The 24,811-nt window shown below is 63.6% G+C and carries 20 protein-coding genes; 5 read left to right on the top strand and 15 right to left on the bottom strand.

What is annotated here, in order from left to right:
• Window positions 1-49 precede the first annotated feature (49 nt).
• Window positions 50-1,255 (top strand): AAA family ATPase, encoded by a 1,206-nt coding sequence (locus tag ACI7BZ_RS08825; protein WP_414116795.1) that lies wholly within the window; start codon window positions 50-52, stop codon window positions 1,253-1,255.
• Window positions 1,248-3,746, top strand: a complete 2,499-nt coding sequence (locus ACI7BZ_RS08820) for a S8 family peptidase (RefSeq protein ID WP_414116794.1) — start codon at window positions 1,248-1,250, stop codon at window positions 3,744-3,746. Before ACI7BZ_RS08825 ends, ACI7BZ_RS08820 begins: the two co-directional genes overlap by 8 nt.
• On the opposite strand, the gene ACI7BZ_RS08815 is transcribed toward ACI7BZ_RS08820, so the two are convergent.
• The 9 genes from ACI7BZ_RS08815 to ACI7BZ_RS08775 form a co-directional block, all read right to left on the bottom strand.
• Window positions 3,656-4,791 (bottom strand): IS3 family transposase gene (locus ACI7BZ_RS08815; RefSeq protein ID WP_414116353.1). Its coding sequence is split into 2 segments (ribosomal slippage): window positions 3,656-4,536 and window positions 4,536-4,791, totalling 1,137 coding nucleotides; the frame shifts between segments, so codons are not numbered across the junction. The two genes, ACI7BZ_RS08820 and ACI7BZ_RS08815, sit on opposite strands and share 91 nt — an antisense overlap.
• 32 nt (window positions 4,792-4,823) lie before the next feature.
• Complete coding sequence (locus ACI7BZ_RS08810; RefSeq protein WP_414116793.1) at window positions 4,824-5,447, bottom strand: hypothetical protein; 624 nt, start codon at window positions 5,445-5,447, stop codon at window positions 4,824-4,826.
• On the bottom strand, window positions 5,444-6,691 hold the full coding sequence (locus ACI7BZ_RS08805) for a type II toxin-antitoxin system HipA family toxin (protein WP_414116792.1): 1,248 nt from the start codon (window positions 6,689-6,691) through the stop codon (window positions 5,444-5,446). Before ACI7BZ_RS08805 ends, ACI7BZ_RS08810 begins: the two co-directional genes overlap by 4 nt.
• Window positions 6,684-7,019 carry a helix-turn-helix domain-containing protein gene (locus ACI7BZ_RS08800; RefSeq protein WP_414116791.1) on the bottom strand — a complete coding sequence of 112 codons (336 nt, stop codon included), beginning with the start codon at window positions 7,017-7,019 and terminating at the stop codon, window positions 6,684-6,686. Before ACI7BZ_RS08800 ends, ACI7BZ_RS08805 begins: the two co-directional genes overlap by 8 nt.
• Before the next feature lie 65 nt (window positions 7,020-7,084).
• Window positions 7,085-7,849, bottom strand: coding sequence for a Qat anti-phage system TatD family nuclease QatD (gene qatD / locus ACI7BZ_RS08795; RefSeq protein ID WP_414116790.1), 765 nt, complete (start codon window positions 7,847-7,849; stop codon window positions 7,085-7,087).
• Window positions 7,846-9,216 carry a Qat anti-phage system QueC-like protein QatC gene (gene qatC, locus ACI7BZ_RS08790; protein WP_414116789.1) on the bottom strand — a complete coding sequence of 457 codons (1,371 nt, stop codon included), beginning with the start codon at window positions 9,214-9,216 and terminating at the stop codon, window positions 7,846-7,848. Before qatC ends, qatD begins: the two co-directional genes overlap by 4 nt.
• Window positions 9,213-10,121 carry a Qat anti-phage system associated protein QatB gene (gene qatB, locus ACI7BZ_RS08785; protein WP_414116788.1) on the bottom strand — a complete coding sequence of 303 codons (909 nt, stop codon included), beginning with the start codon at window positions 10,119-10,121 and terminating at the stop codon, window positions 9,213-9,215. The genes qatC and qatB overlap by 4 nt, the downstream gene beginning before the upstream one ends.
• The gene (gene qatA, locus ACI7BZ_RS08780) at window positions 10,121-12,112 is read right to left on the bottom strand and encodes a Qat anti-phage system ATPase QatA (protein WP_414116787.1); all 1,992 of its coding nucleotides are present in this window, start codon (window positions 12,110-12,112) and stop codon (window positions 10,121-10,123) included. The genes qatB and qatA overlap by 1 nt, the downstream gene beginning before the upstream one ends.
• Before the next feature lie 211 nt (window positions 12,113-12,323).
• Complete coding sequence (locus ACI7BZ_RS08775; RefSeq protein WP_414115299.1) at window positions 12,324-13,448, bottom strand: IS4 family transposase; 1,125 nt, start codon at window positions 13,446-13,448, stop codon at window positions 12,324-12,326.
• A gap of 98 nt (window positions 13,449-13,546) precedes the next feature.
• On the opposite strand from ACI7BZ_RS08775, the gene ACI7BZ_RS08770 reads away from it, so the two are divergent.
• From ACI7BZ_RS08770 to ACI7BZ_RS08760, 3 genes are read left to right on the top strand one after another with little or no spacing between them, the layout of a single operon-like run.
• Complete coding sequence (locus tag ACI7BZ_RS08770) at window positions 13,547-15,331, top strand: ATP-dependent nuclease (protein ID WP_414116786.1); 1,785 nt, start codon at window positions 13,547-13,549, stop codon at window positions 15,329-15,331.
• On the top strand, window positions 15,318-17,135 hold the full coding sequence (locus tag ACI7BZ_RS08765; RefSeq protein WP_414116784.1) for an ATP-dependent helicase: 1,818 nt from the start codon (window positions 15,318-15,320) through the stop codon (window positions 17,133-17,135). The genes ACI7BZ_RS08770 and ACI7BZ_RS08765 overlap by 14 nt, the downstream gene beginning before the upstream one ends.
• Before the next feature lie 2 nt (window positions 17,136-17,137).
• A complete protein-coding gene (locus ACI7BZ_RS08760) occupies window positions 17,138-18,052 on the top strand; it encodes a restriction endonuclease (RefSeq protein WP_414116783.1) in 915 nt (304 codons plus the stop codon).
• Between the two features lie 722 nt (window positions 18,053-18,774).
• Here ACI7BZ_RS08760 and ACI7BZ_RS08755 read toward each other — a convergent pair.
• The 6 genes from ACI7BZ_RS08755 to ACI7BZ_RS08730 all read right to left on the bottom strand — a co-directional run bounded on the left by ACI7BZ_RS08755 (window position 18,775) and on the right by ACI7BZ_RS08730 (window position 24,698).
• Window positions 18,775-19,725, bottom strand: coding sequence for a cupin domain-containing protein (locus tag ACI7BZ_RS08755; protein ID WP_414116782.1), 951 nt, complete (start codon window positions 19,723-19,725; stop codon window positions 18,775-18,777).
• A gap of 2 nt (window positions 19,726-19,727) precedes the next feature.
• Window positions 19,728-20,981 carry a hydantoinase/carbamoylase family amidase gene (locus ACI7BZ_RS08750; protein WP_414116781.1) on the bottom strand — a complete coding sequence of 418 codons (1,254 nt, stop codon included), beginning with the start codon at window positions 20,979-20,981 and terminating at the stop codon, window positions 19,728-19,730.
• Window positions 20,982-21,008: 27 nt separating this feature from the next.
• The gene (locus ACI7BZ_RS08745) at window positions 21,009-21,914 is read right to left on the bottom strand and encodes an alpha/beta fold hydrolase (protein WP_414116780.1); all 906 of its coding nucleotides are present in this window, start codon (window positions 21,912-21,914) and stop codon (window positions 21,009-21,011) included.
• An 11-nt stretch (window positions 21,915-21,925) separates the two neighbouring features.
• Window positions 21,926-23,059: a pyridoxal phosphate-dependent aminotransferase gene (locus tag ACI7BZ_RS08740; protein WP_414116779.1), complete on the bottom strand. Its 1,134-nt coding sequence runs from the start codon at window positions 23,057-23,059 to the stop codon at window positions 21,926-21,928.
• A 65-nt stretch (window positions 23,060-23,124) separates the two neighbouring features.
• The gene (locus ACI7BZ_RS08735; RefSeq protein WP_414116778.1) at window positions 23,125-23,904 is read right to left on the bottom strand and encodes an SDR family oxidoreductase; all 780 of its coding nucleotides are present in this window, start codon (window positions 23,902-23,904) and stop codon (window positions 23,125-23,127) included.
• Between the two features lie 80 nt (window positions 23,905-23,984).
• Complete coding sequence (locus ACI7BZ_RS08730) at window positions 23,985-24,698, bottom strand: GntR family transcriptional regulator (protein ID WP_414116777.1); 714 nt, start codon at window positions 24,696-24,698, stop codon at window positions 23,985-23,987.
• Window positions 24,699-24,811 lie beyond the last annotated feature (113 nt).

Raw genomic sequence — 24,811 nt, 5'->3', positions numbered from 1 at the left:
TATATGCATCACAAGGCATCAGCTATGCATTAGATCGTGAGCGGGGCGCATGGAGCACTTTTCAATTATTCAGGCCCTTTGTCGGGCGGCAATGGGCGAACCAACGCCCGCACTGCGCAAACAAGTCGAGCGGCTAAGGGATGCTCTCGCCAAAGACGGTGAGGAAAAGCAGGCGGCATCGCTCGCGGGGATTCTTGCCACTGCGGAGCGCCTAAAGGAGATGGCTCCGAGCCGAATCGAGCGCTCCCGAGCGAACCTGTCCGGCGAAACTCTCGGTCGCAATACGCCGGTTCCTGTTGATCGTGAAACGTCCGCCGCCTTGGCGGAGATCATTTTTCCATCTGAAGTCGAGGGGGCCGCTCCGCTCTTCAATTCGACTGTGACGCAGGCAGTCGGAACGATTGTCGATGAATGGACTGATTTCGAAGCGCTCGCGACCGTTGATATCGTGCCATCGAAAACGTGTTTGATCTACGGAGCGCCCGGCACGGGGAAAACACGACTGGCCCTCTGGGTGGCTCGCAAGTTGGGGTTGCCCGTTATTCTCGTGAAGCTGGATGGTCTTGTTTCCTCGTTTCTTGGAACGACAGCACGAAATATTGGAAATCTCTTCGCGTTCGCCAATCGCTATCGTTGTGTCCTCCTGCTTGATGAATTCGACGCGATTGCAAAGGTCCGCGACGATCCGCAGGAGGTCGGCGAGATCAAGCGCGTTGTGAATGCGCTTCTCCAAAATCTCGATGTTAGGCAAAACATCGGATTAACAATCGGCATCACCAATCACCCAAAGCTGCTTGATCCGGCAGTCTGGCGTCGTTTCGAAATCCAGCTTGAGATCCCTAAGCCCGACTTTGAGGTGCGAAAGGCGATCGCCGCCATGTTTATGCCGCCTGTAACGGCTCCCGACAGCCATCTCCGTCTTATTGCGTGGTTCACCGAAGGTTCGACTGGGGCTGAGATCGAAGCGCTAGTAAGAACGTACAAGAAGGCCACCACGGTTCGCGAGGACGATCGACGGGGGTTGTTGGATACGCTCCGCCAATTTGCGACGCTCAACGCGGCCCGCATTCAGAGTGAGCGTCGAACGCTGCTTTTCGACGATCCCACAACTCTGTTCCGGGCCATGCGCGACGACCCCATCCTCGCATTTTCAATGGCCGACATCGGCGAAATCGCAGGGAGGGATAAATCGACCGTAAGCCGTCAGCTTGGACGGCAGTCGAGTAAAGCCGATGGGGGCGTAAATCATGGCTAGTCCGATCCAGATCGTCCTCAATCCGGACAATTATGAGGAAGCCCGAGAGGCGGGCGGCGGCGGCGGCCGCAAGGACTTCTTTGCTCACCGCGATCGGGAGTTTGGCGCCCATAAGGCAGCTCTGATCGAGCAGATCGACACTATTTCCGGGGTTCTTTCCGCGCAAGCGCAGGGACCGATCGGCTACGTCAAGGTTATCCTTAAACGAGATGCTTGGGCCAAGAGCCATCGACCCGTGGGGGCGCTCTTTCGCAGCGATCGGGTACCCGTAGTCGGGGGTGGGGATCTCGGCGTTATGATTGTCGAAGGCCGCCCATCGGCTTTGGCTCAGGTGAAAGCCGAAATTGCCAAGGCCGAAACGCAGACCAGAATGCGTTTCGACGAGAAAAAGGGGAAAGAGGTGCCGAACCCCTCGGCGCAAAAGAGCGAGACAGGAGCAATCGACCGGATCGAACTCTACGGCGCTTCCGACAAGCGCAACTTTTCGGTCGAAGAGGCCGTTGCTTGGCTCGCCAATCCGATGACGGGAAGTGGGTATCAAGTCGAGTTGTTCGACGTTCTTCCGCCGCGTGCCGAATGGGATCGCCTCGACCCCGCGCACAGACGTCTAGTCGAGTCCTTTGTTGCAGGCTTCAATGCCCTTGAACAAAGCTTGTCAGTGGAGCGTCTGCCGAACTGGAGACAACGCCTCCCTATGCTTTCCGTGCGCCTGGACCGAGCCGGAGATGGTGCCGTTCTACGGCTGACGAGCGTATCATCGAAGGAACGCCGGGAGCTCGCGCCTTTTGACCCGAATGTTCAACACCATAGCCGCTTGCTGGCATTCTTGGACGCGCATCCCTTGGTCCGACGGATCGAGTTACCTGGCATCGTGGTGCGCTCTGCTCGCCCGGCAACGCCGGATCGCATTCGGCCGGCGCGAGCGGTCATGCCCGTTCGTGATAGTCGCAGGACTCATCCAAGGATGGGCATCATCGACGGCGGCATAAGCCCCGCGTTGGCTGACTGGGTTATCGATCGATGGGACGTGCTGGCCGACGAGGACATGGATCTATCCCATGGCACGTTTATTGGCGGGCTTGCAGTCGCTGGAGCAGGAATAAATGGTGCGGAGACTTGCCCCGAACCCGACGGAACGGAGTTGGTTGACGTGGCCGTCTTCCCAAATGAGCAGAAGGCTGGGGCGTTTGCATCTTACTATTCGGGTGGCCTCCCGCAGTTCTTCGATGAGATGGATGCGGCTGTCGCAGATGCGCGGGCACGACACGGCGTGCGTGTTTTCAATATGAGTCTGAACATCCTTCAGCCCGCCGCACCCGATCGCTACAGCCCACATGCGGTCCGGCTCGACCAGATTGCCGAAGAAAACAATGCCGTCGTGTTCATTTCGGCCGGCAACATTCAGCCGCAAGACCTTCGCCCTGAGTGGCCGGCCGATGCAGCAACTGCCCTTTCCAACCTCGCGCTTGCGCGAAACGATGGACTCCTGACGCCAGCGGAGAGCGCGAGAAATGTTGCCGTCGCGGCGCTGAATCCACCGGGGCACAGCGGTTGCTTGCCGTTCGCCCCAGCCCGTTTCAGTCGTCGGGGGCCTGGGCTTCGGTCCGGTGGAAAACCCGACCTTGCCCACATCGGAGGCGCGGGCACGCAGCACGCGACACTGGGGCACGGCCTTTTCTCAATTCTTCCTGATGGAACAGTAATCGACGGTTGCGGGACCAGCTACGCCGCGCCCTTGATCGCCAAGACGGCAGCGGTCCTCGACCATGCTATCGAGGGCGAGGTTTCGCGTGAGACACTCATCGGTTTGCTCGTGCACCACGCAGAGATTCCAGAACCCTTGCGCCAGAAAATGCTGGCACCGGTGGCACGGCACCTTGTTGGGTTCGGGATGCCGCCGTCTGCTGAACGTATTCTGGAGACGGGCGATCATTCAATTACCCTGGTCTTCGCCTCACGTATTCAGCACGGCCAGCAGATCAATTTCCGCTTCCCATGGCCAGCGTCCTTGGTCGGACCTGGCGGCAAATGCCGAGGGCGGGCGAAGTTGACGCTTGTATCCACGCCGCCGCTGGATGCGCGGTTCGGTTCCGAGTTCGTCCGGGTCAACGTGAACGCCATCCTGCAACAGGAGCAGGATGAGGGAAAATGGAAGGGTCGACTTGATCCGCTCTACCTCCCGTCGTCACGAGAGTCGCCAGCGGTCGAGGCGGAGCTAATAGAACATGACCTGAAATGGAGCCCCGTAAAGGTCCACGCCAAGACGTTCCCGCAGGGAGTTGGGCCTTCATCGAACTGGCGGCTGTTTGTTGAATATCTCACCCGCACTGGAGAGGTGATGAGGTGGTCCCGGTTTGGCGGACAGATTGGCGGCTTCGCTAAGCTTGGTTCTGGTGTGTGTCACGCCGCCTTGTTGATGCCGTCGCAGGCCGTGTGGACCTCCTCCGGCGTTCTGCCGCCGAGGGCCGAGTGGGGCCTCGCGCGGTTATAGTAACTGACCCACCTGCCGATGCCGGCCCGGGCCTCGGAGCCGGTCTCGAAGGCGTTGAGGTAGATGCACTCGTATTTCAGCGACCGCCAGAGGCGCTCGATGAACACGTTGTCCATCCACCGGCCGCGGCCATCCATGGAGATCCGCACGCCGGCGTCCAGCAGCACCTGGGTGAACCGCGGGCTGGTGAACTGACTGCCCTGGTCGGTGTTGAAGATGCCCGGCCGCCCGAACCGGGACAAGGCCTCCTCCAATGCCTCGATGCAGAAGTCGGCCTCCATGGTGTTGGACAGCCGCCAGGACAGAACCCTCCGGCTGTGCCAGTCCATGATGGCGACCAGGTACAGGAAGCCACGCCGCATCGGGATGTAGGTGATGTCGGCGCACCAGACCTGGTCAGGCCTGTCGATCGCCATGTTCCGCAGGAGATAGGGGAACACGCGGTGCTGCGGGTGCCGCACTGTGGTCTTCGGCCGCTGGTAGATGGCGGCCAGCCCCATGCGGGCCATGAGGCGCCGCACGCGCTTGCGCCCGACCTCATGTCCCTGCCGGCGCAGATGGCGGACCATCTGCCGCGAGCCGTACCAGGGCGTCTCGAGGAACTGGCCGTCGATCTCTCGCATGACGGCGAGGGTCTCGGGGCCTTCGGTCCGCGGGCCGCCGTAGAAGGCCGACCGGCTGATGCCGACCAGGGCGCACTGGCGCGTGATCGGCAACTGAGGGTGATCCGGTTCGATCATGTCGCGTCTCGCCCCCACGCTCAGCGACCGGAGGCCCGACGCAAAAAATCCCGTTCCACCACCAGTTGGCCGATCTTGGCATGGAGCTGGTCGATCTCGCCCTCGCGGGCGGCGTCGGCGGCTTCCGCCTTGCCGGAGAACACCGTGGCCATCCCCTCGACGGCCTGCTTCTTCCAGGCGTTGATCATGGTCTGGTGGAGGCCATGCTTCGCCGCCAGCTGCGCCACCGTCTGCTCCCCGCGAAGCGCCTCCAGGGCCACCTTCGCCTTGAACTCAGCTGAATATCGCTTCCTCTTCCCGGTCATCGGGCTCGTCCTTCCGTCAGGCCGAACCAAGCTTAACTCCCTGTCCGATTTTCGGGGACCACCTCAGTCGGACTTGGCGCCGCCATCCCCCAGCGTGTCGCAATGGCAATACGCTTCACTGTGACCTTGCTGCCTCCGGCGGTGATGTCTATCCGTCCGGCCTGAGCCCAGGCGCGGTTCAATGCTTTGGCCGGGCCGCCGTTATCATGGCAACCTTTCGCCTCGGCCACGGTCAAGGAGGACAAGTTAGACGTGCAGGCGATCCAGTCGGGTAGGTCGCCACGGGATAAGCGCGTGACCTTGACCTGCCGGCGGCGATTGAGGTCGATGACGCGGCTGCCGAGATGCGCGAAAATCGAGAGATTGAAGTAGCGCTCGAGATAGGCGCGGGCAACGAAGCGGCCGAACAGGCCGGACAGTGCGACCTTCACTTCGCGAGCCTGTCCAAGCGGTTCCCGAAAGATGAAGGGCGTACCAGCGCCGGTTGGCGTCAACAGCGCATCAAGGATGGACCACGCGCCATAGGCGGCCCCTGGCGTCTGCAACACTTCGCGAATCCCGGCGTCCTCGATCTCCGAGACGTCCAGGTCGACGGTCGCGCCAGCGACAGGGCTGGATGCTGGTGGATCGAAACTGTGCAGGAAGGTCCTTGTCATAGCGCCAGGGCCCTTTTGAGATCGTCATGCTCGAAAGCACTGGCCATGCGTGTGATCTCGGCCGACCGGGCGCCGACAGCCTTTGCGATCTCACGCCACGTCGCGGTCACGGTCGCGACCTCTTTGATAATGCCGCGGGCCTGCGCCAGCGTTAGGGCGAAATACTCCGATGCCTGTTCGAGCAGATCGAGCGAGCAGGTGCCCTCGTCGAGATCGATGTTGGTTGTCAGCACCCGCGCCTTGACGTCGGTTGGCACCGGATTGAGATCATAGGCGGGGGACAGCGACCATCCCGTTTTTCCCAGCCACAGGAAGCCGTGATTGCGCAGGTGATCGTCGACATTGGAGATCAGCACGTTGAAGACGACGCGCCGGTAGAGCGCGTGGGCGTCAGTCTTTCCCTGCGCGCCATGCTCAGCCAAGGCGTCGACGATCTCCGGGTAGCTGCTACGCTCGCCGTCCTTGGCACCCATCATCGCCATTGCGGACAGGAAGGGGATGCGGATCGCGCCATCGCGATCGAAGCGTCGCGACAGCATCACCGCCTTGCCGGCGACTTCGATAAGTTTGTGTTGCGGGGTGGCGATGCCGGCTTGGTCAGCAAGCCGCAGCGCGATCTCCTCCCAGGTCTCCATGCTGTAGTCGTCCGTTTCCTTCGGGAACTTGGCGATGGAGAGGCAACCATGTTGGTCGATGACTGACGCCTTCGGACGCGCGCCGCCGAGGGATGAGCCGGGCGCAAAGATGAGCTGGAGATCTTCGTCTGTTTCTTCGTCGCGGAGAATCCGCTCGGTGATCTGGAGCAGTCGGCCAAGCTCGATCAGAGCGGGAACGCCATCGCGGATCGGCGCCTGAAAAACCTCGTCGTCTACCCAGCGGAAGCGGAGCGCGCCAAGTCTGGTTTCATCGGCGACTCCGAGCAGATAGTCGCTTTCGGCCAGAGTGCGCACCGCCCGGCCATCGCGCTCGGCGCTGCGGCGCTGCGCGCGTTGCATGAGGCGCCGCCCCCAGGTATCCGGCGCCGAGTCTCCGATGGATCCGAAGGTCGCCAGTCCCGCAGGAGGAGCGAAGGCACCGCGCGTCAGTGCAAGCGCCGGCTCCAGTGAGAAGCGGTCTGGGTCCTCAAGCCATGCGCCGTCATACTCGAAGAGGATGGTCTCCGCGCCTCGGACGCGATTGCTCCTCGCCAGTCCGATCGGGCGCGTGCGGCCGTCCAGATCGATATGTACCTCGAAGTCAGCCATCGCGGGACGATCCTGTTGGCCGCTTGAGATGGGTGCGCTTGGGCAGGTCGGCGCTGGCGAGCGCCTGGCCGACGCTGTCGTTGCTGATGTCGGCAACTTGGCTCAGACCGTCGAGCAGGCCGAGCGCCTGCAGGACTCCGGCATAGATGCCGACGCTGACGCTGGTGTCCCCCGCTTCGACCCGCTGCAATGTCGAGCGAGACGTGAACGCGCGTTCGGCTACGACCGCCATCGGCAGCCGCCGACGTCGACGGGCATCGTGAATGTCTGCCCCAAGCTTGCGTAGCGCGCGCCGCACAGCAGCAGGAGGGTTGTGTGGAGTAGGCATTTTGACACCTTCGCACTACAGATTGGCGGTTTATGTAGCACGAAGATAACAATTTTTCTAGCCCTTCAAGGGTGTCGTGCCAACAGCGAGCTAAGGTTCGATCTTACCGCCGCTGTTACGGCACCCACCGGGACCTTCCGAATGTCGGCGATTGCGGCCGCCGTGGCTTTCACGTCAGCGGGTTCGCTGGGACGGCCGTCAACCTGCGTGAAGGGGCCGTCTGTTTCCGTCAGGATCCGATCTATGGGCAACTCGCGGACGAGAGAACGGCCACGATCCGTGCGGGTCATCTCGGCATTGACGGAAAAATAGCAGCCGAGCATCGCTGCACGTCGAGCTTCGCTTTTGCTTCCGGTGAACCAGTGAAGCACGACGGTGCCGCGGTCTTGAGGGAGATACTGTTCAATCATGTCGAGAACTGCCGAAGCGCTCCTCACGCTGTGCACCGTGAGAATCTTGTTTCCGGCTTCCGCGCACCGTTCGAGAATTCCGCGGAACACGTGCTTTTGCGCATCCATGGATTTGTAAAAGCGCGGACCGGCGTCGAGGCCGACTTCGCCGACATAGCGTGTCTCAGACAGAAAGCGCTCCCACAATGGCAGCTCCGCGGCGCGCTCTGCCACGAGCTGCGGATGCAGGCCGAGCGCAGCCCTCACATAGCGGGTGTGGCGCGTGAGCTCCTGGTTGCGCGCCCAGGCCTTCGGCGTCGTCGTGACGGTCAGTGTGTAGATCCGAGCTGCTTCCGCCCTAGCGATCGCGGCCTCATGGTCGGGATAGAGGTCGAGATGGCAGTGGAAGTCGACGCCGGCGGTTTGAGCATTCTCGGTCATCCCGGCCGCGTCCTCACACCTGCCAGTAGTGCGCCAACCTCCTCAAGGCCTCGACGGTAGACACCTGCGAGCGCCATCTGCCGGGCCGGCGATTCATCGAAGAGCGGACCAGGTTTATGGATGAGGATCGGCGCCAGCGCCGGTCGGGCGCGAAGCCGCTCGATCGCGAGCTGGAACGAGCGAATTTGGACACCTTCTGATTGGCGTGTGTCGAGCGCGCGGGCGGTGAGGTCATCGACCGTGTAAACGGTTGGATCTGGATCAGGGTGTAAGCCGGCAACGAGGGCTGCCCGCCTGATGAGACAAGGCAGGCAATAGCCACAATGCTGCGTGCCAAGGCCCTGCCAGCGCCCCTTGGTCGGGGACGCACAGGACAACGATGAAGGAACCAGCCGGCGAAGCAACGCACCATTGGCACAGGCGGCGACCATCTCTCCCTTGGTCCTGTCCCAATAGGGATTTTCAATCCTGCCGTTCAGGCCGAGCCCATGGAGCGCGTCATTCCAGCGGGCGATGTAAAATGGATGGGTGGTGCGCGTGCTCAGCGCACCGAGGCGCAGAGGATCGAGCGGCACGTTGACGGCGATGAGGCCGTTCTCGGGAACTTTCAAGCTGAACGGCACTTCGAGGCCGCTGCCGGCGAAGACGCCGAGGGCGAAGAACAGGAACGACCTGCCTCGCGTCGTGTTCTCTCCTCCTGAACCGCGGACGAAACCATCCGGGTACGCCATCCAAAGGCGCAAGCGATCGAACGCGCGACCGCGATAGTGGGTCTTCAACGTATCGAAGATGGTGGACTGCGCATCGCTGGTCGCACCTTCGCCTGCGTGACTGATCAGAAGCGGTGTTCGGCCATTTTCGAGCGCATCGATCGCGCCGATGAGACTGTCGAGGCCGCCCGAGAAAAGTGCAAGGTCGTCGAAGGGAGGACCGATTAGCCGAGCAGGGCGCGCGGGCGCGACCCTGACGAAAAGATGTGGTCGGGCGCGGAACGCGATCGACCAGCGGTCGCCGGTGAGAAAGTTCAGCATCCGGACGAAAGTCGGCGCGACCGCGGTCCAGCGATCGGGGTCGGCGACGGGAACGATCAGCCGGATTTCGCGGGTCCAGCCGTCTTGCGATTCAGTCGCCCGCGAAATGCGCGTGTCCGCAGCATGGACATGGGCGGCCAGGACCAGGATGTCCACACCAATTTCCGTAGGGTGAACATCGAGCCGTGACAGATCGCTTATCGCGCGGCCGATCCCGTGATCGAGTGCCCGCTCGCCGGCAATTAGGTCGAGACGTGTTTCGACTTCGCCATCGCCGAGTGGGAAGCGGCTGCGGTCGCCAGGGCCGTATCGGCCTATGATGACGTGTCTCCTCATGCGCCTTCCGCCTCCGCATCGCCCATGATCTGCAAGATCCCGAACGCCTGCTCGTAGATGCGACCGACAAATTGGAGCACACGATCGGGCGTAAGCGCGGCAGCGGCGGCACGAGCGGTCGTTAGCGCATCGGCCACGCCGCGCCGGATGAAGTCGTTCAATTGCGCCTGGACACGCGCAGCTTCGCGGCTGTCCGACGGCAGGGTGATCGTCTTCGCCCCGATGTCGTTGCAGAGCCGCGCTTCTATCGCATTGGTGGCGTAGAGTTCGAATACCGTCTGCATCTGGTCGGCGGTGAGGCCGTCGAGGTCGGTTATGCCTGCGCCAGCGAGATCGGTGATCGTCTCGATAAATGCTTCGCGTGCGATGCCTTCATCGATCGAACCTCCGTCAGGGCATACATAGTCCGCCAAACCGAGGAAGATTTCTTCGATCGGCCGCCCAGCGAGAGCGCCGAGGTTGAGCGCCCGAAGGGCTTCGGTCGCACCGCGGTTAACGGCATCTGACAGGAAGCCAAGCAAGCGGCTGCCTGCGCCACGCGCCGATCCCATCCGTGCAGCGGCCGTGCGTGCCCCGCCTGATGATGAGCCCACATAGTGTGACACCGCTCGACCGAGGCTCTTGCGATCGCTGCCGCCCGAACCAGCAAAACGTGAGAAGTTGTTGCGAGCCGCTGAGAAGCGCGCTGGATCGGCTATCGGGGGTATCGGCGGGCGGGACGGCGGTTCCGGAGGAGCGGCTGGCGGGGCACGGTCTGTTGGCGCGTCCGCGGGCGAACCATCTGGTGGCCCAACATTTGGTGGAGTTCCGTCTGGAGCGGCGGGCGGTGCGCCATCATCACCTAGCCAGCTCGGGACGAGGGGCGTTCCGCCGCCCTGGCCGCCGAATGCACTGGAGGTGCCCATCAGTTAAACCCCCGAATGCTTGGTCCCTGCCGAGTGCGTAGCACGCCGCTGGCGGCTGTCTTCAGCATTACGCTTCCTTCTTTGCTCCACGCTTGGAGGAGGCGGTCGAAGCGCTGACTGGAGTCGCCGTCCTTGAGGACGCCCTCCCAGCCGCTGCAGACCCAAGGGCCGAGTCGATTACGTGGCAACGACTCCAGGAAATCGACGAGGCTGTTTTGAAGCGTTGGCTGCGCCTTAACGAGGACCGCCAAGCCGGCAGCACCCGGCGGTTCTGTGTCAAAGCTGTCGCCGCCGACGACACGGCCGCGCACAGCTTCAAAGACTTGTGCAGCCTCTGGTGGAGCCAGGCGCTTGAGATCGGCTTCCAGCCCCTGCACCACGAACTTGCCGCCGAAGAGTTGCTCGACCACAGTTGCCAAGTGGCCAAGCACGGAGGCCGCACCGAAATAGTCCTTCCGGTCCTTGGCGACGAACAGGTAGGGACGAAGATCTTCGCCTCCGATGGCTGTTGGTACCGCTGCCCAGGCTTTGATCGCCGGCGACGAAAGCCATTCGCTCAGGAGCGCGCTTTCGGTGGCTTTCACGGCTTCCAGCTTGGGCGCGGGTTTCGCGTCGTCATCCCCCTTCACGGAAGGCTTCTTGGGCTTGACGGGGCTGGTGTCATCCTTGGCGGTTGCCGCAGCCTCGAGGGCCGATAGGTCGGGGCATTTTCCATCTGCTGCCGCTGCGGCGGCAGCGGCAGTCTGGTCGAAGAGACGTGGAAGGAAACGTTCGGCAAGCATCAGCTTCGCAAGCACCGGCAGCTTGACGTCGTCGCCGAACCCCCTCGCTTCGGCAGTGCGCTGCCGCAGCACGAGCGTGTTCAGAAACCGTTTGATCTGACGCGGGTTGCCCTTGGTGCCGCTTGCCAGGATCGGCCCGATCTGATCGCTGAGCGCCAACGCATTGTTGGTGCGCGAAGCCTTTTCGCCGAGCGCGGTTCTGACTGTGGCCGCATCGAGCGCACCCGAGGTCCAAGGGCGCTTCAACCGTTCACGAGCAATCTTGATCAAGGCGTTGAATGCGGCGTCGTTCTCGCCGAGTTCGGCACCGACGAGGAGAAGCGTTACGTAGATCCGTGTTTCCGTGTCGCCGAGCGCCGGGATGCGGAACGGCACCTGGATGAGCTTTTCAAGATAGTTCCGAGCATATGTCTGCGGGCCGGTGGTGTCCGGCAGATCGGGGAAGTGCTTGCGCACGGCATACTCGATCATCGCCTCGTCCGCGGCGACGACGAAGGCTGTACGCGATGTGAAGACGAAGAGGCGCACAGCCTCCAACGTCTCGATCGCGGTATCTGGGAGGCAGCGATCTAGATCATCGATCAGGACAACGAGCTGCTCGACGCCGGCTTTGTCGAGGAGGTCGTCGAAAGCCTTCCGGAATGCGTTGATCTCCTCGGGGACATTGGTCGAGTCGCCGTCGCTCTTGGGCTTGAGTAGGCCCTTCACACCTTCGACGGCGGCTTGGAGATTATCCTCGGTAGCGAGTTTTGCCGGATCTGCGAGGAAACCTTCCAGTGTTCCCACGATGGCCTGAATTTGATCAGGTGTTGGAATTCCTGTGAAGGTGGTGAAGGCGAGCCCTCCGGCTTTTTTCGCAACCTTGAGCCAGTCGATACGCCGAAAGACATCCTTGACTGCCTCGCCTGCCTTGGTGAGGGCGGGGCGCTTATCGATGAGGCCGGTGACGATGCCCTCGATGAGAGCGATTTTGGCGTCTTCGAATCCTTGGAAACGCCAACCGTTGAACTTCAGACAGAGGACTTTCGCCTCGCCTTCGAAGCCCGCTTCGATCATTTCCAGCACGCTGGATTTGCCTGCTCCCCAATCACCGTGAACACCGACAGTGACCGGTTGATCCGGCCGATCGCGTAGGAGCCTGATGATGGTTGCCGCGATCGCCTCGTTGTTGAGGAGGTCAACCTTGGTTTCATTGTCCGTTAGGATCATTGCCCCCCCAACAGCTTGGCACCGAAGTCCGACGGCCTTCGGTGGCCGAGCTCGGTACCGCGACTATGCTGTCGCTTTCATGCTCCCAAATATTGAAGTTGTGTAGCACGAAGTGTACACTGTTTTCTAGGTCAAGAGTCGGCGGATGCCGTGCAAGGGCTCGTCCTGAACAGGTTGGCATCAATAGGATTGGGCACAGTACACGACTCTTTCATGCTGGATGTGGGCCTGCTCTGGGGCCTTGTGGATTTGGAGGTTGCCCTGTCATGATGGCGTTCCAGCATTGAACGGCTTCGCGTCCTCCTTGGATCAGGATTTTTCTCAGCAGATCGAAGCCGACGCGGAAAATCGACTTTGCCTTGCGCTTGTGGGTCTTGATGATAATTGGTCGATGTCTGGCGCTCCATTCCCCAGTTGTATGAGCGAAGGTGAAGGCGACGGCCAGCACGGCGATGAGCTTGGCGATCCGCTCCGGGTTGGTGATGTGAGTGTCCTCGAGGTTGAGACCGCGCGTCTTGCTGGCCGCGAACAGGGTTTCGATTTCCCAGCGCCGCCGATAGTTGGCCAGGGCGATCCCGGGATCGGTGTTGGTTGCCACAACGAGCAGTTCCTTACTGGCCAGTCGTGTCGCCGCGAGCTTTACGGGCGGCCCGAGAGCGCTGCCGCGTGAACCGAGGCGGCAATCTTCGCGCACGTAGCGGCGTCCGCCGATGGCGAGCTTCCGGAACAAGGAAACGACCGGGCAGCAGCGGCCATCAGCCAGACGGATCTGGAAGGCGTCCTTGATGCGCAGGATGAACGGGATGTTGTTCTCGACCAGAAAGGCCATCCAGGCCGTGCCGACGAATTCCCGATCAGCGATCAATCCGGCTACAGCCTCGGCACCGAAGACATTGCAAAAGCGGGACAGCAGGGCTTCGCGATGGGCCGTGGTCGAGTTGCCGGCTCTGTCGAGCACGTCCCACATGAGCGGGATGGCGATGCCGTTATGGACGATGGCGAGCATCAGGACGTTGACGTCGCGTCGCCCGAACTTCCAACTGGTGCGGTCGAGGGCAAGAAGCCAGGGCCCCGATCCGATCCGTGCGATCCTCACCACGACGCGGGCCAGTTGATCGCTATCCAGCTCGACCTGCTCGAAGAAACGCTGGAGGCGGCGATAGTTTGAAGCAATCTCCGCCCGCGTCGGGAACATCCCGGCAAGGTGACTTAGATTGACGGTGCGCGACAGCAGAACGCCGACGACAAGGACGCAGAAGCTCTCAAGCCGGCTCTTGCGCATCGACAAGTGCTTGTCCAGGCAATGCCTCAAAGCGGCGATGATGTCTCTTCTCATGCAAAATCCCGATCCGCTCTCCGCCGAATCGGAAATCCTACTGATCGATCAAGGCCCTACCAAGAATCGTCGTGTACTGTGAGGATTGGGAGAGAAGTTTGCGCATCTCGCGGGTAAAAATAAGAAATTTTGCAAACTTCTCGGACATTGATGTCGAGACCGGCGAGAGCATCGTCATTGTCGGTGAGAACAAGGTCGGCAAGAGCAACTTCATCCGCGCCCTGCAACTGATCCTGGATCCGGGCCTGTCGGAACGTGATCGCCAGCTCGGGCTCGAACATTTCTGGGACGGCCTGGGCGAGGACAAGCTCGGCGAGACAATCGAAATCTCCGTCGACCTGACCGATTTCACGGGCGACCCGCGCCTCATGGCGCATCTCAACGACTGCGTGGTGTATCCGGGCCCGCCGATGGTCGCGCGCCTCACGTACCGCTTCCAACCAAAGGCAAATCTCGGCCGCGATCCGGAAAGCCTGGCCGACTATGAGTACGTCATTTTTGGTGGCGACGATCCCGATATGGCGATCGGATCATCCTTGCGTCGGATGCTGCCGCTCGATGTCCAGGTGGCGCTCCGCGACGCCGAGAAGGACCTGTCGAGCTGGCGTAACTCGCCGCTGAGGCCCCTGATCGAGCAGTTGGCCAGCTCGCTCGACGAAGACGCGCGCGACGAAATTCAAGAGCAGGTCAACGAGGCGCAGGCCGAGCTTGCCGGCCATGCTGAAGTGGTCGCGACCGCGCAGCGGATCAGCGACCGCTTGATCGCAATCGCGGGCGAGCAGCACGCCGTTCCGCTTACGCTCGGTCTGGCTCCAACGCGTGTCGATGCGCTGCTGCGTAGCCTGCGCCTGCTGATCGACAATGGCTCGCGCGGCATTGGCGACGCCAGCCTGGGCACCGCCAATCTGATCTTCCTGGCCTTGAAGAGCCTCGAGCTTGATCGCCTGGTGACCGATGGTGAGCGCGACCACACCTTTTTCGTGGTCGAAGAGCCCGAGGCGCATCTACATCCGCACGTGCAGCGGCTGGTCTATCGGTATTTCCTCGGCGGAGCTGCGGGTGATGAGGAAGATGTGCCGCCGCTCACAACCATCCTCACGACGCACTCACCGCATATTGCAAGCGTCACACCGATCCGCTCGATCGTCCTGCTCCGGCACGATGCCGGCGAAGACGCGACGACCGCGGTCTCGACAGCGACGGCTCCGCTGACCGCACGCGACGAGGCCGATCTCCAACGCTACATCGACGTCAGCCGGGGCGAGATCTTCTTTGCGCGAGGCGTCATCCTCGTCGAAGGCGATGCTGAGCGGTTTCTCATTCCCGCATTCGCCGAGGCGCTAGGCATACCGCTCGACATGCTGGGCATCACGGTCTGCTCGGTGAGCGGCACCAATTTCACGCCCTATGTGAAGCTGCTGGGTCCTCAGGGCCTGAACATTCCCCACGTCATCCTGACCGATCGCGATCCGAACGGCGCGAACCCGCCGCTGGTGCGCCGCCGCCTCATTAATGTGCTGCGCCTGGTCGAGAACGGCGTGAACTACACGCCGCTGGACGCCGACGCCGTGATCGCCCGTGCGGAGCCACTCGGCTATTTCGTAAACGGCAACACGCTCGAGCCGGAGCTGTTCTGCGGCGGTCTGGCGGAAGCGATGCAGCAGGTCATCGGGGAGGAGCTGTCGATCAACCAGGCGACCCGCGACCTGATTCAAGGCTGGGTCGACGACGCCGACACGCTCGATGAGGAGCACCTGATCAAGCTTATCGAACGGATCGGCAAGGGGCGCTTCGCGCAGGCGCTGGCGCCGCACGTCGATGAGGATACGTGCCCGGACTATATCCGGAGGGCGCTGGAGCACATTCGCGATGCCCTTGCGTAGTGTTAGCGCCGCATATCTCGCCCAGGCGGCGGACTTGGCCAGTAACCCTGGCCAGCAAGCCGCCTATGACTCGACGGGCCATTGCGTCGTGCTCGCCGGCCCCGGCAGCGGCAAGACCAAGACGCTGGTGCTTAAGCTAGCCCGGATCATGGCTGAAGATGTACGCGCGCCACGCGGCGCGGCGTGCATTACCTACAGCCAGGAGTGCGCGCGCGAACTGACACGCCGGTTGGAACGGCTCGGCCTGCGAGAGGCGCCGAATCTTTTCATCGGCACGGTCCATGGCTTTTGCCTGCGGCATCTCTTGATGCCCTACGGTCGGCTTGCCGATCTGCCGGTCCCGTTTCCGCTCGCGGTCGCCACTCAACGTCAGAGCGACCAGGTGATAAAGCGGATCGGCGACAGGCTCTTCGGCGTGGGTCATCCGAACAAACCGATGGACCTCGGACGTCATCGGCGGTCAATCCTCGACCGGACCTCGGAAGACTGGACCAGCGAGGAGGAGCTTGCGGCCTGGGCTGAGGGCTACGAGGCCGAGCTGCGGCGGACAGGTCTCGTCGATTTCGACGACCTTGTGATTTTCGGTCAGCGGCTGGTCTCAGAGCACGATTGGGTGCTCCCGTTGCTGCAGGCAAAATTCCCGGTGCTCGCGGTCGATGAATATCAGGATCTCGGCGTCGCGTTGCATCGCATCGTCAAGCGCGTGGCCTTCGACGGCGGTGTCCGCCTCTTTGCGGTGGGAGACCCTGATCAATCGATCTACGGCTTCACGGGAGCGGACGGCGCTTTGCTGCAGGAGCTAGCCGAGCGCGAGGATGTCGAGCGCGTTCAGCTCCAGCTCAACTATCGCTCGGCCTCGCGGATCGTCAGCGCCTCAGAAATGGCGCTCGGCGAAGCGCGCGGTTATCAATCGAACGATCCGGATCGCCAGGCGGTGATCGCTTTCGTCAAATGTGACGACGGGCTGGAAGGTCAGGCCGCGCACGCGGTCGCTGAGATCATTCCTGCCGCGCTCGCCGCCAAACCGGGACGCGCACTCGGCGACATCGCCATCCTCTATCGGGACTATCGCGCCGGCGACGTGGTGGCGGAAGCCGTTGCGGCTGCGGGGCTCGACTTCGTGCGCGTCGACACGGCCGCGCCCTATCGGAAGGTCGCGCTCACGAGCTGGATCGAGGATTGCGCGGCATGGTGCGCGGGTGGTTGGCGCGAAGCGCGGCCCCAACTGCGTGGTTTGTTGGACCGGTGGATCGGCTTCCACCGCGCGCGAATCTCAGATGCGGAGGCCAGCGGGGAATTGCAAAGCCTCACCCGGCTTCTCTGGGCGCTCCGGGTTGAAGAGGGGCTAGCCCGAGACTTCGTAACGGCGCTGCGGGCAGGAATGCTCGACGCGCTGATGGCGGCCGAACCGAGCTTGGGGGATCAGCGCGAACAGGTCGACCGTATGTCGACGGCGCTCGCCATTGGTGGGTCGCTTGCGGATCTCGACCTTGCGAGCCTTGGCGGTCGCGACGGCTCCCCGCTCCACCTCAATCTTTTGACGCTGCACTCCGCTAAGGGCTGCGAATACGACGTGGTGATCATGGTGGGGCTCGATCTGGGCAGCTTGCCGTGGCGCAATGAACTACCTGCGGCTCGACGGGAAAGCCGGCGCCTGTTTTATGTGGGCCTGACGCGGGCCCGTGATGAAATCCACATGCTATATTCTGGTTACGTCGATACGCGCAGCGGGAGGATGTATTGGGGGCGCTCTCCGTTCCTGAACGAGCTTGAAGCGCGAATGCAGGAGGCCGAGGGCGACTAACGATGCTGTCATTCCGCGAAGCGCAGACTGTCGAAGACCTGGCCGATCTTTTCTATGATTTCCTGCCGGGAAGTGGAAACAACAAGACCGCCTTTCCATTGGCAGCGGCGCAGGCCGGGATCGGTGAGCTGTGGGTTCCGGGTAGCAAAAGACCGGCGATCGTCCAGCTCCTGACGTCCACCCTGGAGCATCGTCGGTCGTATTTCACAAAGCTGATCGTGGCGATCGTTCGGCAGGCAATGACCTATCGGCGCGGCAAGGGAAATCCCCTGACGCGCGCCGAAATCGATCGGCTGAACAGTCTTCTTCCCGGTGTAGAGTTCAAGATACCCGAATTGCTTGATCCCGGCTTTCTCAACAGCTTCGCGCCGCCGAAGGCCGAAGACCCGCCGCCACAGACGGCTGGAACGCTGAGCGCGGGCAAAGCTCAGGAACTGGCAACGCATCTCATCGAGATCACGAAGCTGGACCCGCAGGCGCGCGGCCTACGTTTCGAGGGCTTTCTGAATGAGCTCTTCGCTGGCTTCGGGTTGGCGCCGCGCGGTGCGTTTCGGCTCGTGGGGGAGCAAATCGACGGCAGCTTCAAGCTGCAAGGGCAGACCTACTTGGTGGAAGCCAAATGGCACGGGCCGCAGATTGGCTTCGCCGACTTGATGACGTTCTCTGGGAAGGTCGCAGGCAAAGCGTCCTGGTCGCGCGGTCTGTTCGTCAGCAATTCGGGATTCACGGTCGATGGGCTGGAGGCGTTTTCGCGCGGGCGCCAAACGAATCTGATTTGTGCTGACGGACTTGATCTGTACGAAGTCCTCTCACGCAGGGTGTCGCTAATCGACGTGCTGGAGGAGAAGGCTCGTCGCGCAGCTGAGACCAATCGCGCATTTGTAGCCGTGCGTGATCTCAATCTACGTGACGGATGAAAATTGCCGAATCCCTCGCCCGTTTTGGACTGCTTGATATGTGACAAAGCCTCGGCTGTTTCTCTGCTTTGGCGAGGAAACGTCACACGCTTGGCTGTGAGTGGTCCGCGGGCACATAGCCTCTGATGGAAGGCTTAAGCCGATAGCCGAACAGAAGGTTGCCACTTGGATGAACAGTGAGAAGTTGAGATGCAAGGCCGCACACGGATCCGAACATGCCATCTATCGCAGTCAATCGCGAACTTTTGCGATCGGATCTAGCTATTTCTCCCGCGCTTCGTATATAATGCAAACGTACAGATCGATGCCGCGCACCGCGCCACATTTATTGTGGAAAATCAATTGCGTATGAATCTGACGGTATATATGACGGTAACCGTCTATTTCTCCGTTTTACACTCATCGAAACTTCAAATACTTACCGCTCCAGTTAATCATCGAGTGGGAGTGATTTTTGCTCATCCGTGCGTATCCGAAACTACGCTATGACGCGGCCTAATCACCTGAAAACATAAGTAATCTATCGGGCGCCTTTCGGCAGACCGCGGTGAGCTTGGATCGCGGCTGGGGCCGCGCCGATGGATGTTGCCCCCAACATTTCCAGCATTGCGTTTGTTTTTGCGGGCGGATGTGGCCCTGGCTGTCCAATCGCGGTGGCTGCCCCACGCGCCGGATCTGCCCATGCTGAAGCGGCCCGGGCGATTCATCGCCCGCCCGGCGCCTCAGTCCAGGAAGGCGAAGCCCATGGTGCGGGCGTGATAGTGCAGCCCGCCGTCCTGGACGATGAGGAACAAGGCGCGGCCGGTGCCGTCATTGTGGTGCGAATGGACGGCGCCGGGCGGCGTCACCAGCGTGGCCCACGAAGACCACGGGCACCTTGTCCCGTCCACCATGGAGTGGCACCCCTCGCCCTGCACCACCAAGGTGATGGCCGCGGAATTGTGCCGGTGCGCCCTCTGGCTTTCGCCGGCGGGCAGGGTGTTCAGGGAAAGGGTGAGGCTGGGCAGGATGTTGCGCCCCGCCGCCTGGGTGTCGCAGGAGAAGATGAGCGCGATGCCGGAGGTCTGCGCATTGTGCGCATGGTCGTAGATGACCTCCACCTGCCGGGCGATCTCCGCCGCCGGATAATGCACCGGCGCCACCGGCCGGCGCGCCGCATCGGGCGGCAGGCTGCCGTCGTGGGCGAGCTGGGGCTCGTTGGTCACCACCCACAGCACCAGCTTTTCCGCCCCGGCGCGGATCTGCGCCGGGGCACAGGACAGCAGGAACACGTCCCCCGGCGCAAAGGCGATGGTGTCGGCGAGGCAGTCCACCTGCCCCGCGCCACAAATCACGTACCAGATGGAGCCGGTGGCGCGAAAATCCACCGTGAAGCCCGCGCCCGGCTCCACCACCGCATAGCGCGCCAGCATCAGCGGCGTGGTGGCGGGGAAGGCCGTGCCCATGGCGGCGGACTGGTCGCAGGGGATGAAGCCGGTGCCGCCCCCCTCCGCCAGCGCCCGCGCCGGCTCGGCGGTGAACAGGGCCCCCGGCACCGCCGGCAACTTGATGTTGAAGGCGTTGCCGGAATTGAAAAAGCGGGCGCGGCCCTGGGCCGGGGTGGCGGGGGCGTGCGGCCGCTGCTCCGGCAGATCGGCCATGTCGGGCTTCGCAGCGGTGGTGGCGGTGGTCATGCTCAGGTCTCCTTGGCGCAGACGAGGCGCGCCAGCACATCGGCAAGCACCTGCGTTCCGGCGGCGAGATGGGCGGGCTCGGCGGATTCGGTCTCGGCGTGGGAAACCCCGTCGCGGCATGGAATGAAGATCATGGCGCTGGGACACACCTTGGCGAGGTGGCGGGCATCATGGCCGGCGGCGGACAGAAGCGGCATGGCCGGGATGGCCCGGCGCGCGGCGGAAGCGGCGATGGCCGCCATCAGGCCGGCGTCGAAATCATTGGGCGGAGCGTCCACGAGGCGGGTCAGCGCCAGGCCGCAGGGTCCGGCCTCCTGCGCGCAGATGGCCTCCAGGCGCGCGCCCAGCTGATCGAGGTCGGCCCCCTTCGGATGGCGCAGGTCCACCCGGAAGGTGACGCGCGCGGGCACCACGGAAGGCGCATTGGGCTCCACCATGAGGCGGCCGATGGTGAACATGACCGCCCCGTCATGCCCGCCCACCTCTGCATAGAGGCGATGGGCCATGCGGGTGAAGGCGGCGAGCGCATCGCGCCGCTGCGCCATGGGCAGGGTGCCCGCATGCCCCGGCGTGCCTTCGATGGAGATGTCCCAGGTCTTCTTGCCCTGGATGCCGGTGACGATGCCGACCACCTTGCATTCCGCCTCCAGCACCGGCCCCTGCTCGATATGCAGCTCCACATAGGCCGCCGCCGGAAAGCCGAGGAACTGGCGGGGCACCTCGGGAAAGGCGGCCAGCAGCCGGTCGAGCGCGGTGCCGACGCTGACGCCGCGGGCATCGCGCACGGCACGGATGTCGGCAAGCGCGTGCGCGCCGGCGAACACTTCCGAGCCCATCATGCCGGGGGCGAAGCGGGAGCCTTCCTCGTTCATCCAGGCGACCACGGCCAGATCGCGCCGGCGCGCCACGCCGGCCGCCTTCAGCGCCACGGCCGCCTCCAGCGCCGCGAGCACGCCCGCCGCGCCGTCGAACTTGCCGCCGTTGGGCTGGGTGTCCAGGTGGCTGCCCGCCAGCACCGGCGGCGCGGCCCGGTCCGCGCCCGGCAGGACGAGGAACAGGTTGCCCGCATCGTCGCAGGAGGGCTCCAGCCCCTCGGCCTCGGCCCAGCCGATGACGAGGCGCCAGGCGTCGATCTCGCCTTCGCTCAGCGCCTGCCGGTCCACCCCGCCCCCGGGCAGGGCGCCGATTTCCGCCAGCGCCATCAGGCGGCGCCACAGGCGGTCCGGGTCGATGGAGGGGTATAGGGGCCTGGTCACGGTTTCCTCCATCAAAGTCGCTCCCCCTCAGGCGGTGCGCATGATCTGGCCGGGAATGGCGCGCGGGTCCCGCGGCAGCCATTTTCCGGCCTCCACCTGGGCGATGAATTCGGCGAGCTGGGCGTTGAACAGGGCCGGCTCCTCCAGGTTCAGCGTATGCCCGGCCTTGGGGAAGACGCATAGGCCGCAGGCAGGGATGGTCTTCTTGAGGAAGATGCCGGGCTGGAGGCAATGGTCGTCCTCGTCGCCCACCATCACCAGGGTGGGCACCAGCAGCTGCTTCAGCTCCGCCTCCAGGTCCCAGAAGGAGGGCCGGCGCGCCTGCACGCCGCGCATGGTCAGCGCCGCGCCGGTGTCCGAATGGGTGGCGAGGCGATCGGCGAATTCGCGCCAGCCGCGCGGGTCCTTGGTCTCGAACTGCACTCGGCTGGCGCCCAGCGCATAGATCCTGGAGAAGTCCTTGGCGCCCAGCTTCTCGAAATTCTCCGCCACCGCCAGCGAGACGCCGCGGAAATAGTCCTCATAGTCCTTCTCGCAGCCATAGCCGGCGCCGGCCACGGTGAGGGAGAGGGCGCGCTCGGGCGTCCTGAGGCCGAAATGGACGGTTGCGAAGCCGCCCATGGAGAGGCCGACGATGTGCGCCTTGCCGATGCCGAGGGCGTCGAGGACCGCCACCGCATCGTCGGCGGCGATGGCTTGCGAATAGGCCTCCACGTCCGTGGGGATGTCGGAGGGGGCATAGCCGCGCGCGGCATAGGTGATGCAGCGATGGCGGCGGGCGAAGAACCGCATCTGCGGTTCCCAGCTCATGTGGTTGCCGCCGAATTCATGGATGAAGAGAATGGGCGTGCCCTGCCCTGCCTCCTCCACGTGCAGGCGCACCCCGTCCGGGGCGGTGATGGTGTGGGTGGCGGAAAGGTCCTGGTGGGTCATGGTGGAAATCCTCAGAACTGGGCCGGCACGTCGTTGAGGGTGCGGGCCTCCGCCACCAGCGCCGGCAGCAGTTCGGCAAAGCGGTCCGCCCATGCGGGCGGCACCGAGGTGGACACCTTGATGAAGCGGTCGCCGAAGCGGGCTGTGTGGTAAGTGCCCTGGCGGATCATGATGTCCCGGCGGCGGGCCGCCTCCACCAGCGCCTCGGGGCGGATGCCGGCGGCCTGCGTCTCGATGACCAGGAAATTGCCGTGGGAGGGATAGACCGGCAGACTCAGGCCCGCGATGGCCTCGGCCGCAATGCGGATCTTCTCCTTGTTGGCGCGGTCGATGGCGCGCACGGTTCCCATCCACTCGCCCTTCACCTTTAGGCCCGCCTGCGCCGCCCGTTGCGCGACGACGCTGGCGCCGAGCACGGAGGTGGCGCGGGCGGCGCATTCGTCCAATAGGCCCGGCGCGCCGACGAGGGCGCCGATGCGCAGGCCGGCAAGCCCGAGCCATTTGGAGAAGGAGAGCGACACGAGCGCGCCCTCCGGCGCGGCATGGAGCGCGGGGTGATGCCCATCGGCGAAATCGCGATAGGTGCAGTCGTGCACCAGCAGCGCGCCGCAGTCGCGGGCGATGGCGCAGAACGCCTCGATCTCCTCCCGCGTGTAGCGGATGCCGAGGGGATTATTGGGGTCCACCAGATAGATGATGGCGGTGCGCTCATCCACGTGGGCCTTCAGCGCCTCGGCGGTGAGGCGGTAGTTCACCGCCGGATCGTAGATGGGAATCTCGATCACCTGCGCCCCCATCTGGGCGGCGAACAGGCACGGCCATTTCCAGGTGGGATCGGTGGTGACGAAGGTGGTGCCCGGCCGGCACCAGGCGCGGCACACCATGGCCAGCGCGTTCACCCCGCCCTCGGTGACGAGGGCCTCCGCCCCCGGCGTGCCGAGGTCTTCGACGATGCCGGCGCGCAGGGCCTCGAACCCCATGGGCGGGGCATAGGCATTGAATTCCTGGGCCTTGACGGAGGCGATCATGGCCGCCTCCACCGCCGGGTGGGCGGGAATATGGTTGGTGTTCTGCCCCATCCACATGAGGCCGGGGGTGGAGAAGAGCGTGTCGAAATAGCGGTTGCGCTGGCGGGCGGTGGACATAAGGCGGTCCTTGAAGGTTTGGCCGCGCGCCCGCCGCGGGGCGGGCGCCGCAGGGAAAGGCCGCGTCAGATGACCGAGCCGCGGGCGGAGATGCCGCCGTCGATGGTCACATTGGTGCCGGTGATGTAGCCGGCGCGCGGCGAGGCGAGGAAGGCCACGAGGTCGGCCACCTCCTCCGCCGTGGCGGGGCGCTTGCCGGGATATTTGTCGAACAGCTCTTCCCAGCGCTCGGCGGCGCCCAGCATGTCGGTGGCCTTGGCCTTCATGATCTTAAGCATGCGATCGGTGGCGACCGGGCCGGGATTGACCCCCACCACGCGCACGCCCTCATTCAGGCTGGCACCGCCCAAGGCCTTGGTGAAGCTCATGAGGGCGGCATTGCCGGTGGAGCCGGCGATGTAGCTGGCGTCCCAGTTCTCCCCCGAATTGCCGATGACGTTGACGATGACGCCGTCCTTGCCGCGCATGCGCCGGTAATAGGCGCGCGACAGGGTGATGTAGCCGAACACCTTCAGGTCGAAGCCCCGGCGCCAGGCCGCATCGTCCACCACCTCCAGCGATCCGGCCGGGATGTCGCCGGCATTGTTGACGAGGATGTCCACGTCGCCCACGTCCGCGGCAAGGGTTTCCATGGCTTCGGTGGAGGAGAGGTCCACCGGGTAGATGGCCACGCTCACGCCGTGGGCCGCCTCGATCTCGGCCTTGGCGGCGGCAAGCGCCTCGCCGTTCCGGGCGGCCAGGTGCAGATGGCACCCTTCGGCGGCGAACACGCGGGCCGTGGCAAGGCCAATGCCCTTGGAGGCGCCGGTGATGAGGGCGCTCTTGCTGGTGAGGTCGAGGTTCAAGCTTGATCTCCGGGTGTCGATCTCTGGCCGATCTGGATATGCAAACTCAAGCAAATTGCATACCAAAAATCGGCAGCGGGTCAGCCATAGGCTGCCAGGAAGTCCAGGAGGTCGTCGCCCAGAAGGTTCACATGGTCGCGCATGGCCTTCTGCGCGGCCTCGTCGTCATGCCGGCGAATGGCGGCGATGACCTCGCCATGTTCTTTCAATGTCTTGGAAATCCGGCTGGGCCGGTGGGTGACCCGGCGCCGGTAGGCCGCCACCTGGTTGCGCAGCCGCAGGGTCTGGTCGGCAAGGAAGCCGTTGGCCGACGCCTCGTACACAGCCTCATGGAACTCCTGGTTCACATCATAGAAGAGGTCGATGTCGCCGGTGGCGGCAACCTCTTCCAGCCGCGCGTGAATCGCCTCCATCCGGGCGATCTGGGCGGAGCCGGCGCGGCGGGCGGCGAGGCGGGCGCACAGGCCTTCCAGTTCCGCCATCACCTGGAACATCTCGACCAGGGCATGGGCGCCGATGGTGCGCACCACCGCCCCCTGCCGGCCGCGCAGCTCCACCAGGTGGCTGGCCGCCAGCAGCCGGAAGGCTTCGCGCACGGGCGTGCGGGAAACGCCGAACTGGACTGCAATCTCCTGCTCATCCAGGCGGCTGCCCGGTTCGAGGCGGCCGGAGGAAATATCCGCCTCCAGCGCCCGGCGGATGCGGTCCGCAAGGGTCTCGCCAGCGGCCGGGGCGCGCCCGCTTTGATCAATCGGCAGGCATCTGCTGCCTTCTTGTGCACCAATGATTGCCATTTGCATTCCTGAAAACGAGTTTAGGTATACATAAATGCCGCCACACCCCCGGGGCAGGGGGTGGGACAAACCGTAGATCCATGGCAATCCCTGCATGGACCACGCCAAGACGG

Source organism: Xanthobacter sp. AM11, assembly GCF_047444035.1.
Taxonomy (GTDB): Bacteria; Pseudomonadota; Alphaproteobacteria; order Rhizobiales; family Xanthobacteraceae; genus Xanthobacter.
This window is presented reverse-complemented; position numbering and strand designations above follow the sequence as displayed.

What these genes read in the sequence shown, in the direction of transcription:
- ACI7BZ_RS08730 (WP_414116777.1), bottom strand. Translation starts at nt 24,698, where the DNA reads ATGGCAATCATTGGTGCACAAGAAGGCAGCAGATGCCTGCCGATTGAT.
- ACI7BZ_RS08810 (WP_414116793.1), bottom strand. Translation starts at nt 5,447, where the DNA reads ATGACAAGGACCTTCCTGCACAGTTTCGATCCACCAGCATCCAGCCCT.
- ACI7BZ_RS08825 (WP_414116795.1), top strand. Translation starts at nt 50, where the DNA reads ATGGAGCACTTTTCAATTATTCAGGCCCTTTGTCGGGCGGCAATGGGC.
- ACI7BZ_RS08775 (WP_414115299.1), bottom strand. Translation starts at nt 13,448, where the DNA reads ATGAGAAGAGACATCATCGCCGCTTTGAGGCATTGCCTGGACAAGCAC.
- qatB (WP_414116788.1), bottom strand. Translation starts at nt 10,121, where the DNA reads ATGGGCACCTCCAGTGCATTCGGCGGCCAGGGCGGCGGAACGCCCCTC.
- ACI7BZ_RS08740 (WP_414116779.1), bottom strand. Translation starts at nt 23,059, where the DNA reads ATGTCCACCGCCCGCCAGCGCAACCGCTATTTCGACACGCTCTTCTCC.
- ACI7BZ_RS08760 (WP_414116783.1), top strand. Translation starts at nt 17,138, where the DNA reads ATGCTGTCATTCCGCGAAGCGCAGACTGTCGAAGACCTGGCCGATCTT.
- ACI7BZ_RS08805 (WP_414116792.1), bottom strand. Translation starts at nt 6,691, where the DNA reads ATGGCTGACTTCGAGGTACATATCGATCTGGACGGCCGCACGCGCCCG.
- qatC (WP_414116789.1), bottom strand. Translation starts at nt 9,216, where the DNA reads ATGAGGAGACACGTCATCATAGGCCGATACGGCCCTGGCGACCGCAGC.
- qatD (WP_414116790.1), bottom strand. Translation starts at nt 7,849, where the DNA reads ATGACCGAGAATGCTCAAACCGCCGGCGTCGACTTCCACTGCCATCTC.
- ACI7BZ_RS08820 (WP_414116794.1), top strand. Translation starts at nt 1,248, where the DNA reads ATGGCTAGTCCGATCCAGATCGTCCTCAATCCGGACAATTATGAGGAA.
- ACI7BZ_RS08755 (WP_414116782.1), bottom strand. Translation starts at nt 19,725, where the DNA reads ATGACCACCGCCACCACCGCTGCGAAGCCCGACATGGCCGATCTGCCG.
- qatA (WP_414116787.1), bottom strand. Translation starts at nt 12,112, where the DNA reads ATGATCCTAACGGACAATGAAACCAAGGTTGACCTCCTCAACAACGAG.
- ACI7BZ_RS08765 (WP_414116784.1), top strand. Translation starts at nt 15,318, where the DNA reads ATGCCCTTGCGTAGTGTTAGCGCCGCATATCTCGCCCAGGCGGCGGAC.
- ACI7BZ_RS08800 (WP_414116791.1), bottom strand. Translation starts at nt 7,019, where the DNA reads ATGCCTACTCCACACAACCCTCCTGCTGCTGTGCGGCGCGCGCTACGC.
- ACI7BZ_RS08745 (WP_414116780.1), bottom strand. Translation starts at nt 21,914, where the DNA reads ATGACCCACCAGGACCTTTCCGCCACCCACACCATCACCGCCCCGGAC.